The following is a 13,493-nucleotide window of genomic DNA, read 5'->3' on the forward strand; positions in this document are numbered from 1 at the left end:
TGTAGACGCCGACCGCGGTCGACGTCCCGGAGAGCAGGCCGGTGCTCGAGAGCGTGAACCCGGGAGGAAGGGCGCCGCCCGCGACCGCCCAATTCTGGGTGCCGCCGCCCTTGGCGGTCAGCTGCAGCGAGTACGGGGCGCCGGGTCGAGCGACGGGCAACGAGCCCTGCTCGATCTCGAGCCCCGGGATCACGCCGATCGAGAACTCGCGCTGGGCGCACGGGGACGTCGCCGTGTTGGGGCCACAGAACGTGTCAGAGAGCTCGACCCAGAACGACCACGAGCCGGCCTGGGTCGGGGTGCCGCTGACCTGGCCGCCCGAGTCCATCGAGAGGCCCGGAGGGAGCGAGCCGCGGATGACCTTGAAGTCGTACGGCGGTGAGCCCTTGACGCCCTCGAACCGATGGCTGTACGGCACGCCGACGATCCCTTCCGGTGTGAGGTAGCTCGCGTCGCTGAAGCGAAGCGCGAACGCCGTCCCGGCGAAGACGCCGGCGAGGACGACGACGCCGAGGAGGACGAGCAGTCCGCGCCGCCGGAGGGGCTTTCGGGTCGCTGCCGCCGTCGAACTCACGGCGGGCAAGGTAGCAGGTGTTTGTGCTCAGTCTGTAAAGGGAACCGACGGGTGCAGTGCGCTCCACGCCTCGAGCGCTCGTCGCGGCAGGTGAGAGGGGGGTGAGGCGGCTCAGGGGCTGCCGCCGGCGCGCCACGCACGCACCTCGTTCACGTAGGCGCTGCCGCCGTCCGGGATGTCCTCGATCCAGACCACCACGTACCGTCCCGCGCGCGCCTGCGGCGTGAACGTCGTCGTCCGCGTGAGCGGCTTGGCGCCCGAGACGGCGGCGAACGGCCCGTTCGGGGTTGCGCCGACGCGGAGCGACGCGACGACGCCGGGCGTGTCGGTCGTCACGACGACGCGGGTGAGCGTGACCGGCTCGCCGGCGTCGAGCAGCAGTCCGACGCCGTTCTTGAAGAACGAGCGGTAGCTCTCGGTCTGCCAGAACGTCGCCGGCTCCGCGTCCGTCGCGAGCGGGGCTGTCTCGTCGCGCTCGCGACCGTCCCCCTCGGGGTCGAAGCCACGAAGCCCCCGGAGGCGTACCGCGACGGGCGTGGGTGTGGGGGCGGGCTCCGCCGGCGTGGTCTCCGTCGGCGTCGTCGGCGCGCTCGTCTCCGCAGCCGCGGTGTCGTCGCCGTCCGCGCGTGTGCCCGCGACGATCGCGACCGCGATCGCGGCGAACAGGAGGGCGAGACCGAGGGCGGCGAGTCCACGGGCCACGACCGAAACCGTACGCCTTCCGCGCAGTCGGTTCACCCTCGGCGATCGACCTCGAGCAGCACCGTCCCCCGCAGGCCGGAGAGGTCGATCGTCTGCGTTCGCTCGTCGACGGGGCGTGCCGGTCTCACGTTCCCCAGCCGCTGGCCCGTCGGCAGGCGGAGCCGCAGGCGCAGACGCCTGGGCGGCGTGCGGGGCGGAACGTCGACGCGGACGCCGATCGTCTTCGCCCGCGCGTCGATCGCGAACGACACGGGCCCGAAGCGCGTCGGGAGATCGCTCACGGCGATGCGCTTTCCGGCGGCGAGCCAGGCCCTCGGGGTTGCGAACGCGAGGTCGAGCGAGTCCGTGCCCTCGCGGACGAGCAGCAGCCGCAGCGTCGCCAGGAAGGTCGCGTTCGCTGCAGCGTTGGGAGGCAGGTAGGTGGTCCGCGGCGCGACCCCGAGGAGCGGCGCGACGCTCGTGCCCTCACCGGCGACGAACGTCCCCGGGGCCATCCCGGCCGCGAGGTGCCCGTAGAGGGCAAGGACGAGGCGGTCGGGCTCGTCGAGCGCGGCGAGGAAGCGAGAGGCGTTGTTGCCGTACACGGGGTTGACGCCGGAGCGCACGCCGCCGGCGTCGGGGCCGTAGAGGACCGAGGCGCGGGTGCGCACGAGGCCGAGCAGCCGCGCCCCGTGGCGATCGAGGTAGCGGAGGATCCCGCGTGCCTGCGTGCCCGACGGAGGCAGGATGCCGGAGGCGAGGGCATAGGGGGCGACGAGGTTCCAGTAGCTGCCGTCGCGGCTCGTCGTGACGATCGGATACGGCTGGACGTCGTCGAGCAGCCGCATCGGCACGAAGAGCGACCCGTCCGGGAGCGTCCGCTGAGAGCGGGCGACGGCCACCCGGATCCCACGTCCCAGACGAGCGGCGAGGGTGCGCGCTCGCCGGTCGAGTGCCGCCTCCCCGGCATGCCGCCACGCCCAACCGATCTCGCGGAGGCCCTGCCAGACGCGCGCCTGCGCGTGCAGCCCGTAGACCGCGTCGGGAACGTCGGACGAGTAGCGCTCGCGCGGGAGCAGGCCGTTCGCGCCGACCTGTCGCTCGAGGTCGGAGAGAAATCGCCGGAGGGTGGGTGTGAGCCTCGCGAGCAGGGCCCGGTCGCGGAAGCGCCGGTAGTGGGCGCCGGCGGCGAGCAGCTTCTCGCCCTTCTTCCAGTTCGGGTACGGGGTCGGTCGCGTCGGCAGCGCGGCGACCAGGATCGCACGCGCCACCGCCTCGAACCCGTACTCGCCCAGCACGAGGGCGTCGTCGAGCGTCTCGGGGAAGGAGAACTGCTCGTACGCGTTGCCGATGCTGTAGCGCCAGGTCAGCTCCAGCCCCTGGACGAGCAGCGCGCGCATCGCATCCCGTACGCGACGCTCGGGAACCGAGACCCGACCGTCGACGCCCGACCGGTCACGCCAGTACGAGACGACGGAGGCGCGTGCCGAGGCGTATGCCTCGGCGCCCACCGCGACCGGCCGTCGTCCGGGCGTCCAGCGTGCGTGGACGGCCCGGGTCACGCCGCGCGGAACCGGTATCGAGAGCGATCCGACACGAACGCGGACGGGACGGATCGTCGTCACCTCGACGCGGACGTAGCTCGCGAGCCGCCCGTCGGCGGTGCGCGCCGCGAACGACTCCTGCGCGTAGAGGCTGCCGGAAGCATCTTCGTAGCGCGTGAGGAGGATCGGCAGCCACCCGTCCGCGAGGCGGGCCGGACGGAGCCGGGGGAGGCAGGCACCGAACCGCTCGCGGCCGTCCGCACCCACCTCGATCTCGATTCCCTCTCCCGTCGCCCGCCCGGCGAGGATCGCGCCGCCGTCCGCGACGTGCAGCATCACGTCGGTCGCCCCGGCCGATCCCCGGGGCATCGCGAAGGGCACGTAGTACACGCCCGATCCGGTGAGGGCGTCCCCCTTCGGGCGCCGCGCGAACGTGATCGCCGCGAGCCGACCGGTGGCCCGCGCGTATGTCGGCCCGCCCGGCGCGGCGAGGAGCTGTTCGCCCCACACGTCCCGTGCGGAGCGGAGGGCGTCGTTCACGCGGGCCGTGTAGGCGGCCGACGCGCGGGGAACGCACGGCGGCGCATCCACCGTGTTCCGCGCGGCTGCCGCCGCGACGGCCAGCGTGGCGAGGACGACGAGCGCGCCGAGGACGCGAGGCGCCATGCCTCCATCGTGCCGACGAGACGCGGTCGCGAGTAGCATCGCGCACCGTGAAGACCGTTCTCGTCGTCGGTGCCGGCCGCTACCAGCGCGCCGTGATCGAGCGGGCCAAGGAGATCGGCCTCCGCGTCGTCGCGGTCGACCGCAACCCGGACGCACCGGGCCTGCCCCTCGCCGATGTCGGCCGCGTCGTCGACTTCGCCGAGCCGGAGGCGGTGGTCGCGGCCCTCGCCGACCTCGAGATCGACGGCGTCACGACCGTCCAGGCGGAGCGTGCCGTCCCGATGGTGGCACGGCTCGCCGAGGCTCTCGACCTGCCGGGGATCGGCGTCGACACCGCGCGCCTCATGACCCACAAGGTCGCGATGCGGAGTCGTCTTGCCGACGCGGGCGTTCCCCAGCCGCGGTTCACGACGGTCGCCTCCCCACAGGAGGCCGAGCAGGCCGCGCGCGTGGTCGGCTTCCCCGCCGTCCTCAAGCCGGCGGCGGGCAGCGGCCAGCACGGCGTCTTCCGCGTCGACGCGGTCGCCGACATCGAGGCCCACCTGGCGGACACGGTCGCCGTCTCGCCCGGCGAGCCGGCGATCCTCGAGGAGTACGTCGAGGGGATCGAGATGAACGGGATCGTCGTCGTCCGCGACGGGAAGGTGCTCCTCGTCGCGCTCGGCGACCGCCTGCGGCCGTCCGGGATCGGCTTCGGCGTGAGCTGGGTCCACCTCTACCCGCCGCACGTCGAGGGCGAGCAGCTCGTGGCCTCGGAGCGCGTCGCCGCCGAGGCCGCGCTCGCACTCGGGCTCCGGAGCGGCATCGCGTTCCCGCAGCTGATCGCCACCGCCGACGGCCGCGTGCTCCTCGTCGAGTGCGCCGCCCGGATCGGCGGGATGATGGCCGAGCTGCTCGAGCACGCCCTCGGGATCGACCTGCTCGAGGTGCAGCTGCGGCTCGCCCTCGGGGAGGAGGTCACCGAGGAGATGGTGCGCCCGCGCTTCGAGCGGGCGACGGCGATCCGCTTCCTCACCGCCGAGCCCGGCCATCTCCGCGCCGGACGCGTGACGCGCGTCGGGCCGCTCGGGCCCGTGCTGGCGGCGCCGGGCGTCGTCGACGCGTCGATCTACTCCGTGGTCGGCGAGACGATCCGGCCGGTGCAGGTGATCTCCGACCGGCGGGGGTACGTGATCGCGACCGGTGAGAGCCGAGAGCAGGCGCTCGAGCGGGCGGACGCGGCCGCCGCCCTCGTCGAGATCGACGTGGAGCCGGGCGGATGACCGGCGAGAGCTGTGCCTTCTCGCTCGCCCACTACCGCGAGCTGTTGCGGGGGGCGAAGGCCGGCGGGTACCGCTTCGCCGGGTTCGACGAGCCTCCGGCACCGGGCGTGCTGATCGTCCGCCACGACGTCGACCTCTCGCTCGAGGCCGCCGTCCGGATGGCCGAGGTCGAGGCCGACGAAGGGGTCTGGTCGACGTGGTTCCTGATGACTCGATCCGTCTTCTACAACCTCCTCTCCGAGGAGGGCGAGCGGACGATCGACCGTCTGCGGGAGCTCGGGGGGAGGATCGCGCACCACGCCGTGTGGCCGCGCGTCGACCTCGACGAGCGCTTCGACCCCGTCGTCGCGTGGCACAACCCTGATCGTTCGTACATGAGCGACCCGATCCCGGGCGCCGTGAACGCGATGAGCCCGCCGTGGTACGACCCGGCGCACTTCCGCTCCGACTCGAACCAGAACTGGCGGTATCGGGAGCGCCCCGGTCACTGCCCGCACGGCGAGCTCGCCGACGGCGGGCTCGACTGGCTCCACGTGAACGTCCATCCCGAGATCTGGGCCTACGAGGGCACGACGATGCGGGAGACGATGGAGGCGTTCCTCGCGGCCGAGCGCCGGCTCCGCCTCGACCAGCTGCGCGCCGACCGCATCGACCTCTCCTGACCGGCTCGCGGCGTCGCGTCAGCGTCGCTCGAGGGCGAACCGCGATCGCGCGACGTCCTCGAGCTCGTGCTCGGCGAGCGTGATCTCGAGTCGATGCAGCGCCGACTCGTGCTCGGGGATCCAGCGTCGCTCGATCGCACGCAGCCGGCGCGTCGTCGCGACGAGCTCCGTCTCGACCGCCTCGTGCGCGGCGCGGGCGGCCGCGAACGTCGACGCGGCGACGAGCGCCCGGCGATGGGCGTCGGCCGACAGGGCGACGCCGGGGCCTCCTCCGGGCGCAGCCTCCCGCCGGGGCTCTCCGAAGTCCACGCGGACGGCGTCGGGAACGCGCGTCCCGAGCATGTTGCGCCAGGTGACCGCGGCGGTCGCCGTCCCGGCGCGATGCTGGGCGGCGAGCCGTAGACGACGTGCGCCCGCCAGCGTCAGCGCCCGGTCGTTCCACACGGCGGCCTCCCGGGCCCGCGCGTCCCACAGGCCCGTCGCCTCCGCGAGCTCCTCGGCCGTCCGCTGTCGCTCCCGCAGGAGCGTCTGCCGCTTCTGCTCCAGGACCTCGGTGCCCCGTCGGGCGACGTCGAGTCGCCCGATCAGCCAGAGGCGACCGGCGCGCCCCGGCGGCGGCCTCACGTCCGCCTCCCGCCGTGGTGGTGCCGACGGAGCGCCTCCTCGGACACCATCGTGAGCTCCCGCGCGGGGAGCGTCGAGGCGACGGCCCAGGCGCGGTCGAGCGTCTCGTCGAGGGTGCGCAGCTCGCCCGCGCCCTGGGTCACGAACTCCGCCTCGAAGGAGTCGACGAACGCGAGGTACTGCGTCTCGCCCTCGCTCAGCGCATCGGCGCCGACGACCTCGGCGAGATCGGCGATCCGGCGCGCCTGCGCCACGAGCGCGTAGAGCTGCGCCGCGATCTCGAGGTGATCGGCCCGCGTCGTCGCCGCGCCGGCGCCGAGCCGCATCAGCCGCGACAGCGAGCGGAGCGGGTCGAAGGGCGGGTAGACGCCGCGGACGTGGAGGTCGTGGGAGAGCACGACCTGGCCCTCGGTGATGTAGCCGGTGAGATCTGGCACCGGGTGGGTCACGTCACCGCCCGGCATCGTCAGGACGGGAATCTGCGTCACCGAGCCGGCCTTCCCCTGGATGCGGCCCGCGCGCTCGTAGATGCTCGCGAGGTCGCTGTAGAGGTACCCGGGGTAGCCGCGCCGGCTCGGGATCTCCCCGCGCGACGACCCCACCTCCCGGACGGCCTCGCAGTAGCTCGTCATGTCGGCCATCACGACCAGGACGTGGCGGTCGAGGTCGAACGCGAGGTGCTCCGCGATCGTGAGCGCGAGGCGAGGCGCGGTGATCCGCTCGACGAGTGGGTCGTCGGCGGTGTTGAGCACGAGCACGAGGTCGTCGGCCGGCTCCCGCAACTCGAGGCGCTCGCGCATCGTGGAGGCGTCGGCGTTGGTCACCCCCATCGCGGCGAACACGACCGCGAACGCCTCGTCGCGGACGGTCGCCTGGGCCGCGATCTGCGCCGCGAGCTCGAGGTGCGGCAGCCCGCCGACGGAGAAGATCGGCAGCTTCTGCCCGCGCACGAGGGTCGCCAGCCCGTCGACGACGGAGACGCCGGTGAGGATCGGGTCACGGGGTGTCGCGCGGGCAGCGGGGTTGATCGGGTGTCCGCCGATCTCGCGCAGCTCCGAGCCGAGCACCTGCGGCCCGCCGTCGAGCGGCTCGCCCCTCCCGTTGCACACGCGGCCGAGCCACGCCTCGCTGACCGGGATGCGCATCGGCCCGCCGCCGAACGAGACGCGCGCCCGCTCGAGGCCCATGCCCTGCGTCCCCTCGAACACCTGGACGACGGCGAGGTCGCCCGCGACCTCGAGCACGACGCCGTGGCGCACGTCGCCCGACTCGAGGCGGATCTGCGCGACCTCGTCCCAGCCGACGTCCTCGATGCCCTCGACGACGAGCAGCGGCCCCTTGATCGACGTGACGGACGCGTATTCGACGGGGGCGCGGACGCTCATCCGAGCTCCCACAGCGCGGCGAGCAGGCGCTCGCCGATCTCGCCGACGGCCGCCGCGTCGTTCGGGCCCGTCGCGTCGCGCGCCCGGGTCGCGGGGGAGAGGTCGGCCTGCTCGATCCGTGCGACCGCGGTGCCGCGTCCGACGAGATCGGCACAGACGTCGTGGATCCGCAACACGAGCTCGAGCAGCGACCGCTGCTTCGCCGGCGCGCAGAAGGCGTCGTTGGCGCTCAGGCTGCTCTGCTGGAGAACTGCCTCTCGCAGCAACCGACCTGCCAGCATCGTCACGCGCTCACGATCGGGGAGCGATCCAGCCCCGACGAGCTGGGCGATCGACTCGAGGCGGTCGGCGTCCGCGAGGATCCGGAGGGCGCGCTCTCGACGTGCGCTCCACTCGGGCTCGTTCTGGGAGAGGTACCACTCGGCGATGCGCTCGGCGTCCCGTGTCGAGGAGTCGCGCCAGCTCACGGCGGGGTAGTGGCGGGCGTACGCGAGGTCGGGATCGAGCGACCACACGCAGCGAACGAATCGTCGGGTGTTCGAGCTCACCGGCTCGGTCATGTCGCCCCCGGGGGGAGACACGGCGGCGAGGATCGTGACCGAGGCGTCGTCTCCGCCGAGGGTCTGGACGCGCCCGGCGCGCTCGTAGAAGGCGGCGAGGGCGGATGCGAGCGTGGCCGGGTACCCCTCCTCGGCCGGGAGCTCGCCGGTACGCGACGACACCTCGCGCAGCGCCTCCGCCCAGCGGGAGGTGGAGTCGGCGATGAGGACGGTGTCGTACCCCATGTCCCGGTAGAACTCCGCGACCGTCACGCCCGTGTAGATGCTCGCCTCACGGGCGAGCACGGGCATGTTCGACGTGTTCGCGACGAGCACGGTGCGATCGAGCAGCGAGCGCCCCGTGCGCGGATCCTCGAGCTCGGCCATCTCCTCGAGCACGTCGGCCATCTCGTTGCCGCGCTCGCCGCATCCGACGTAGACGATCACGTCGGCGTCGCACCACTTCGCGATCTGCTGGAGGAGCACCGTCTTCCCGGTGCCGAACCCTCCCGGGACAGCGGCGCTGCCGCCCCGTGCGATCGGGAAGAAGAGGTCGAGCGCACGCTGTCCCGTCCGCAGCGGGACGTCGGCGCGAAGGCGGCTCGTCACGGGTCGCGGCAGGCGCACCGGCCACTGCTCGCTCAGGGTGATCACGGTGCCGTCGACCCGTGCGATCGGCTCCGTCGCCGTGTAGTCCCCGGGCGGCGCGATCCACTCGATCGCCCCGCCGACGCCGCGAGGCACGCGCGCGCGGAAGGTGATCGCGGCCGTCTCCGGCGCCTCGCCGAGGAGCGCACCCGGGCCGACGTGGTGACCGGCCTCCACGGCTGGGGTGAACCTCCAGGTGCGATTCGGGTCGAGCGTGCCCGGACGGTCGCCGTCCCCGAGGACGGCAGCTGCGCCCGAGAGGCGGCGGAGCATCCCGTCGAACACGCCCCCGAGGAGCCCCGGGCCGAGCGTCGCCCGGAGCGGGTGCCCCGTCGCCTCGACACGGTCCCCGGGCCGGACGCCGCCGGTGTACGCGTGCACCTGGACGGTCGCCAGTGCCCCGCGCAGGGCGATCACCTCCCCGGGGAGGCGGCGGTCACCGATCTCGAGGAGCTCGAGCATCTCCGGCTCGAGCCCCTCGACCTCGAGTACCGGGCCGCTCACCCGGTGCACGCGACCGTCGCTCATCGCCACAGCTCCTCGAGCTCCGGGCCGAGGTCGTCGACGATCCGGTCGGCGATCGCGGGAAGCGTGTAGTCGACGGAGGCGCTCCCGCGTCGGCCGATCACGCCCCCGAGCTCGGGCGCGTCGAGGGTCACGTCGGCGTCGTCCCCCAGCTGTTCCCGTGCTGCCCTCGACAGGCGTTCGAGCAGGGTGGGGTAGCGGTCGTCCGTTCGCAGCGCGAGTGCGGCCTCGCGCGCGCGACCCCGGAGCTCCTCCACCTGCCGGCGCTGCGCCTCGAGGCGGATCTCCCGCGCGCGCCGCGTGGCGGCCGCGCGTCGTCGCACTGCCTCGTGCTCCGCGGCGCGCTCGCCCTCGGTGCGGCCCTGTGTCGTCAGGCGCCGGGCCTCCGCCTCGGCGGCGGCGATGATGCGCTCGCACCGCGCCGCCACCTCGGCGCGGCGGCTCGCCGTGTCCGTCTCGGCGTCGGCGCGCACGGCCCGGCGGAGCGGCTCGAGGTTCATTCCGGGAGCACCGCCCACAGCATGCGGTCGGCGCGGACGTTCTCGGGGAGGGCGGCACGCGCGCCCGGCGTGAGCAGCACCAGCGCCACGTCGGCTCCGAGCGCCTCCCACGCACGGCGAACGTCCTCCGGCTCCGGGGCGTCGACGACGTCGGCACCGGCCAGGCCGTAGCCGCCGAGCTCGACGGCTCCGCCGATCGCCACGATCCGGCTCATGCCTGCCCGATCAGGATGATCGCGACGACGAGGCCGTAGATCGCGATCCCCTCGGCGAGCCCCACGATCACGAGGGTGCGCCCGAACATCTCGGGCTTCTCGCTGATCGCCGCGAGCGCGGCCGCACCGGTGTACGCGACCGCGAAGCCGGCGCCGATCGCCGAGCCGGCGACCGCGATCCCTGCCCCGAGGAGGGCCGCCCAGGAGCTCGACGTGTCGCCGGCATCGGCGGCCTGCGCCGGTTCGACGACGCCGAGCAGGAGCAACGACGCGAGCACGACGGTTGCGACGACCACGAGCCCGTTCACCGCGAGCAGGCGCCGGAAGCCCCGCGCCGGCGCCCGGCGCAGCAGCGCCGTCGTCACGACGAAGACGAGGGCGATCGCAGGTAGCGCCCACAGGATCGAATCGATCATGGCTCCTCCTCTGGAGAGAGAACGGGCAGCGCCCAGGGCGAGAACGCGTGGCCCTCGCCCGCGAAGACGCGCGAGTAGAGCTCGTAGTACTCGAGCCGGAGTGCCTGCACCGCCGTCACGAGGCCCTCGAGGGCGAACGCGACGACGTTGCCGGCGCAGAAGACGAGGATTGCCGCGATCGACCCGACGAGCCCGCCCCACAGGGCGCTCGCGGCGGCGAACACGATCGCCCCGATCGCGGCGTGCATGAGCCCGAAGGCGGCGAGCCTCGTGAACGAGATCAGGTTCGAGAACAGCCGCACCACCGCGTCCACGAACTCGACGGTCGCCTGCGTGACCGCAGCCGCTCCCCTGCCCGCGTCGAGGACGAGGCCGACGGCGAGCAGGACGAGCCCGACGGCCGCGATCCCGGCGCCGCCGACGGCGACGAGCGGGAGGCTCATGACGACGCCGCCCGCGACGACGAGCCCGCCGACGAAGACGAGCAGGCCGGCGACGCCGAACTGCGCGAACACGGCCTCTCTCAGCCCGCCGCTGCGCCAGCGGTTGACGATGCCGAGGACGTAGCTCACGGTGAGGAGCACGGCGCCGACGCCGAGCGCCGCGACGAGCAGCCGGATCGGCTCCTCGAGCGGGTCGAGCCACAGGGTCGGGACGAGCCCGGTCGGGCCGAAGGCCTCGCCGTAGAGCAGGCCGAACACGGCTCCGGAGAGCCCCGCCGCCGTGACGATCACCCACAGGTGGCTGATCCCGGCGAGCCGGCCCGACCGCATGCGCCGCAGCAGGAGGCCGATCAACACGAGCAGCAGCCCGTGCCCGACGTCTCCGAACATCATCCCGAACATCACGACGAACGAGACGACGGTGAACAGCGTCGGATCGACGTCGCGGTAGCGGCTCGTCCCGTAGCTCTGTACGAGCGGTCGGAACGGCTGCTCGACGGGGACGGGACGGAGCAGCGTCGGCGGGTCGACCCACTGGGGGTGGGGGAGCTCCACGACGGCGGCGTCGAGCCGTTCCAGGCGCTCGTTGAGCCCGTCGACCTCGGCCGACGGCGTCCATCCGAGCCAGGCCCGGAAGGAGCCGTGTGCGAGCCCGAGTCGCGTGCGCCGCTGCAGCTCGACCTCGCCCGCGAGCAGCCGCCACGCACCCGCGTGCTCGAGCGCGGCGCTGTCCGGTCGCTCCGCGAGGAGCGCGGGCCCGTCCCCGCCCGCCCCGCGCCGCCGACCGAGCCGTCGCAGCGCCTCGACCTCCTCGCCCTCCGGGAGGGGGAGGTTGCCGACGAGCTCGACGCATCCGCTGCGGGCCAGCTCGACGAGCGTGTCGCGGGCCCGCGATCCCGGCGCGACGATCGCGACGCGGCTCATCTGCTCGGGAAGGACGATGTCAGCAGAGCGCATCGAGGACCTCCCTCGCCGTCGAGCTTCCCGAGCGCGCGGCCACCGCCAGCGCCGCGTTGACGCGGAGCGCGTCGAGCGCGAGCAGGGCGAGCGCGCCGATCACGACGTCGGCTTCGTCGAGCCGGCCGTGGACCAGGCGCTCGGCGTCCAGTCCGAGGCGCCGCCACCAGGCGAGCTCGGCACCGAACAGGCCCGGCGGGTCCTCGACGCCGTCGAGCGCCCACGCCGCCCTGGCCGGCAGACGGGCCCGCAGGTCGGCGATCGACGTCGCCGAGACCCATGCCGATCCGAGGCCGAGCTCCCGTGCGACGGCCGCGTCGAAGAACCGGCCCGCGACGAACATCTCGGTCGCCAGCACGAGCGCGGCCGCGCCTGCGGCCCACGGCTCCGCGGCGGGGACCTGCTTCGCGACGCGCTTCGCCCATGCGAACCGCAGCCAGAGAGCGATCTCCTCGGGGTCGTCGGTCCCGGCGTCGCCCCAGGGCGATCGGCTCAGGAGCCGGCGCAGCTCGTCGACGCTGCTCGCCTCGGCCGCCGCCTCCCACACGGAGGAGAGCGCGCCGAGCTCGAACGCCGAGCGCAGCTCGCCGCCGGTGAGGTACGCGAGCCGGTCCTCGAGGTTGACGAGCTCGAACCACGAGGCCATCGCACGCAGCCCGACGGCGGCCTCGCGAGGCAACCAGGCGGCCAGCACGCGGGCGGCGAGGCCGACGGACGACGCGACGTCGTGCTGCACCTGCTCGAGGTGCACCGTCCGTGCCGTACGCGGCGAGTACCGCGCGGGCGAGCGCTGCAGATACCCGATGGCGTCCACGAGCGACCTGGCCTCGGCGAGCTCCAGGGCGAGCTCGGGCCCGGCTCGGCGCTCGAGCAGCAGCCGTGCCCGCACGCTGCCCGCCACCCACCCGGGCCTCACGGCTCGGCCCCCAGGACGCCCTCCTGCACCTGTTCGACGAAGGCGGGGATCCTCGCGGCTCCCGTACGCTCGATCCGGAGCGCGTCGTGCTCGGCGTCCGCGATGATCGCGGCGGCGGCGGCATCGGCGGCACGGAGCCCGGCCTTGAGCGCGTCGCCCCGCTCCGCGTCCGCCTTGCTGCGCGCGTCGGCGACGATCGCGGTCGCATCCTCCCTCGCCTCGTGGAGAAGGCGTGCCGCCACCTGCTCGGAGCGCTCGCGGATCGTCGCCGCCTCCTGCTCGATCTCGTCGAGCACCGCGAACACCGGCGCCAGCTCCACGGACGCCTCGTCCCCGACGGCGGCCGGCACGCCGGTGCTGCGCCGGAACCGCTCCAGGAAGCCGCCGATCGGGCCGATCGACGCCCGACGCTCGACCGAGCGGTCGGAGGCTCCCTCGATCATGCCCTCACCTTCGCAGGCCGCGTCTGCACGCGAATCGGGGCCTCCACGGGGTGCGCTGTGGGCTTCCCACATCGGGCAATCCACTGCCCGTTCACGCGTTCGGGGCCGTCGTGCGAGCGCCGCCCGCCGGTCGGCTACCCTGGCCGACGATGAACAAGGCCTTCTTCGCGCTCGGCGTCGGCCTCCTCCTGGCCGCCTTCGTCGTCGTCGTGGGCGTCGTCGGCAGTGACGGCGACGACGGGCCCGAGACGTCCGGTTCCGAGGCCGCGCTCGTCGGCCCGGTCTGGCAGTGGGAGGAGTTCCTCGGCAACGACGACTCGAGAGTCGTCCCGGACGACCCGTCTCGCTACACGATCGAGTTCGCCGCCGACGGGTCGGTCGCAGTCCGGGCCGACTGCAACCGCGGCTTCGGCACGTACGCGGAAGCGGCCGGGGCGCTGACGATCGAGGTCTCCGGGCTGACACGGGCCCAGTGCGAGGAGGGCTCCCTGAG

The 13,493-nt window shown here is 73.8% G+C and carries 15 protein-coding genes; 3 read left to right on the forward strand and 12 right to left on the reverse strand.

Annotation, left to right across the window (positions count from 1 at the left end; all coding sequences use genetic code 11):
- The 3 genes from AC162C_RS07175 to AC162C_RS07185 all read right to left on the reverse strand — a co-directional run.
- On the reverse strand, positions 1 to 574 hold a 574-nt coding region (locus tag AC162C_RS07175), incomplete at its 3' end, for a putative Ig domain-containing protein (protein ID WP_484096950.1).
- A 111-nt stretch (positions 575 to 685) separates the two neighbouring features.
- A complete protein-coding gene (locus tag AC162C_RS07180) occupies positions 686 to 1,276 on the reverse strand; it encodes a hypothetical protein (RefSeq protein WP_484096951.1) in 591 nt (196 codons plus the stop codon).
- Positions 1,277 to 1,308: 32 nt separating this feature from the next.
- Positions 1,309 to 3,465 (reverse strand): hypothetical protein, encoded by a 2,157-nt coding sequence (locus AC162C_RS07185; RefSeq protein WP_484096952.1) that lies wholly within the window; start codon positions 3,463 to 3,465, stop codon positions 1,309 to 1,311.
- A 47-nt stretch (positions 3,466 to 3,512) separates the two neighbouring features.
- On the opposite strand from AC162C_RS07185, the gene AC162C_RS07190 reads away from it, so the two are divergent.
- Entirely contained in the window at positions 3,513 to 4,727 is a 1,215-nt protein-coding gene (locus tag AC162C_RS07190; protein ID WP_484096953.1) for an ATP-grasp domain-containing protein, read from the forward strand.
- A complete protein-coding gene (locus AC162C_RS07195) occupies positions 4,724 to 5,389 on the forward strand; it encodes a hypothetical protein (RefSeq protein ID WP_484096954.1) in 666 nt (221 codons plus the stop codon). Before AC162C_RS07190 ends, AC162C_RS07195 begins: the two co-directional genes overlap by 4 nt.
- An 18-nt stretch (positions 5,390 to 5,407) precedes the next feature.
- Here AC162C_RS07195 and AC162C_RS07200 read toward each other — a convergent pair whose 3' ends face one another.
- Genes AC162C_RS07200 through AC162C_RS07240 form a run of 9 tightly spaced genes read right to left on the reverse strand, consistent with a single transcriptional unit; the run spans position 5,408 to position 13,000 of the window.
- Positions 5,408 to 6,013, reverse strand: a complete 606-nt coding sequence (locus AC162C_RS07200) for a V-type ATP synthase subunit D (protein WP_484096955.1) — start codon at positions 6,011 to 6,013, stop codon at positions 5,408 to 5,410.
- On the reverse strand, positions 6,010 to 7,398 hold the full coding sequence (locus AC162C_RS07205; protein ID WP_484096956.1) for a V-type ATP synthase subunit B: 1,389 nt from the start codon (positions 7,396 to 7,398) through the stop codon (positions 6,010 to 6,012). Before AC162C_RS07205 ends, AC162C_RS07200 begins: the two co-directional genes overlap by 4 nt.
- Entirely contained in the window at positions 7,395 to 9,113 is a 1,719-nt protein-coding gene (locus tag AC162C_RS07210) for a V-type ATP synthase subunit A (RefSeq protein WP_484096957.1), read from the reverse strand. The genes AC162C_RS07205 and AC162C_RS07210 overlap by 4 nt, the downstream gene beginning before the upstream one ends.
- Complete coding sequence (locus AC162C_RS07215) at positions 9,110 to 9,610, reverse strand: hypothetical protein (protein WP_462973445.1); 501 nt, start codon at positions 9,608 to 9,610, stop codon at positions 9,110 to 9,112. Before AC162C_RS07215 ends, AC162C_RS07210 begins: the two co-directional genes overlap by 4 nt.
- The gene (locus AC162C_RS07220) at positions 9,607 to 9,825 is read right to left on the reverse strand and encodes a hypothetical protein (protein ID WP_484096958.1); all 219 of its coding nucleotides are present in this window, start codon (positions 9,823 to 9,825) and stop codon (positions 9,607 to 9,609) included. The genes AC162C_RS07215 and AC162C_RS07220 overlap by 4 nt, the downstream gene beginning before the upstream one ends.
- On the reverse strand, positions 9,822 to 10,241 hold the full coding sequence (locus AC162C_RS07225) for an ATP synthase subunit C (protein WP_462973447.1): 420 nt from the start codon (positions 10,239 to 10,241) through the stop codon (positions 9,822 to 9,824). Before AC162C_RS07225 ends, AC162C_RS07220 begins: the two co-directional genes overlap by 4 nt.
- Positions 10,238 to 11,641 carry a V-type ATPase 116kDa subunit family protein gene (locus AC162C_RS07230; protein ID WP_462973448.1) on the reverse strand — a complete coding sequence of 468 codons (1,404 nt, stop codon included), beginning with the start codon at positions 11,639 to 11,641 and terminating at the stop codon, positions 10,238 to 10,240. Before AC162C_RS07230 ends, AC162C_RS07225 begins: the two co-directional genes overlap by 4 nt.
- Entirely contained in the window at positions 11,628 to 12,542 is a 915-nt protein-coding gene (locus tag AC162C_RS07235; protein ID WP_484096959.1) for a hypothetical protein, read from the reverse strand. Before AC162C_RS07235 ends, AC162C_RS07230 begins: the two co-directional genes overlap by 14 nt.
- Positions 12,543 to 12,553: 11 nt before the next feature.
- Entirely contained in the window at positions 12,554 to 13,000 is a 447-nt protein-coding gene (locus AC162C_RS07240; protein ID WP_484096960.1) for an ATP synthase subunit B family protein, read from the reverse strand.
- A gap of 149 nt (positions 13,001 to 13,149) precedes the next feature.
- Here AC162C_RS07240 and AC162C_RS07245 point away from each other — a divergent pair.
- A partial coding sequence (locus tag AC162C_RS07245; RefSeq protein WP_484096961.1) for an META domain-containing protein occupies positions 13,150 to 13,493 on the forward strand: 344 nt, incomplete at its 3' end.

The sequence above is a fragment of the Gaiella sp. genome (assembly GCF_057140465.1).

What these genes read in the sequence shown, in the direction of transcription:
- AC162C_RS07230 (WP_462973448.1), bottom strand. Translation starts at nt 11,641, where the DNA reads ATGCGCTCTGCTGACATCGTCCTTCCCGAGCAGATGAGCCGCGTCGCG.
- AC162C_RS07215 (WP_462973445.1), bottom strand. Translation starts at nt 9,610, where the DNA reads ATGAACCTCGAGCCGCTCCGCCGGGCCGTGCGCGCCGACGCCGAGACG.
- AC162C_RS07185 (WP_484096952.1), bottom strand. Translation starts at nt 3,465, where the DNA reads ATGGCGCCTCGCGTCCTCGGCGCGCTCGTCGTCCTCGCCACGCTGGCC.
- AC162C_RS07220 (WP_484096958.1), bottom strand. Translation starts at nt 9,825, where the DNA reads ATGAGCCGGATCGTGGCGATCGGCGGAGCCGTCGAGCTCGGCGGCTAC.
- AC162C_RS07240 (WP_484096960.1), bottom strand. Translation starts at nt 13,000, where the DNA reads ATGATCGAGGGAGCCTCCGACCGCTCGGTCGAGCGTCGGGCGTCGATC.
- AC162C_RS07210 (WP_484096957.1), bottom strand. Translation starts at nt 9,113, where the DNA reads ATGAGCGACGGTCGCGTGCACCGGGTGAGCGGCCCGGTACTCGAGGTC.
- AC162C_RS07205 (WP_484096956.1), bottom strand. Translation starts at nt 7,398, where the DNA reads ATGAGCGTCCGCGCCCCCGTCGAATACGCGTCCGTCACGTCGATCAAG.
- AC162C_RS07195 (WP_484096954.1), top strand. Translation starts at nt 4,724, where the DNA reads ATGACCGGCGAGAGCTGTGCCTTCTCGCTCGCCCACTACCGCGAGCTG.
- AC162C_RS07225 (WP_462973447.1), bottom strand. Translation starts at nt 10,241, where the DNA reads ATGATCGATTCGATCCTGTGGGCGCTACCTGCGATCGCCCTCGTCTTC.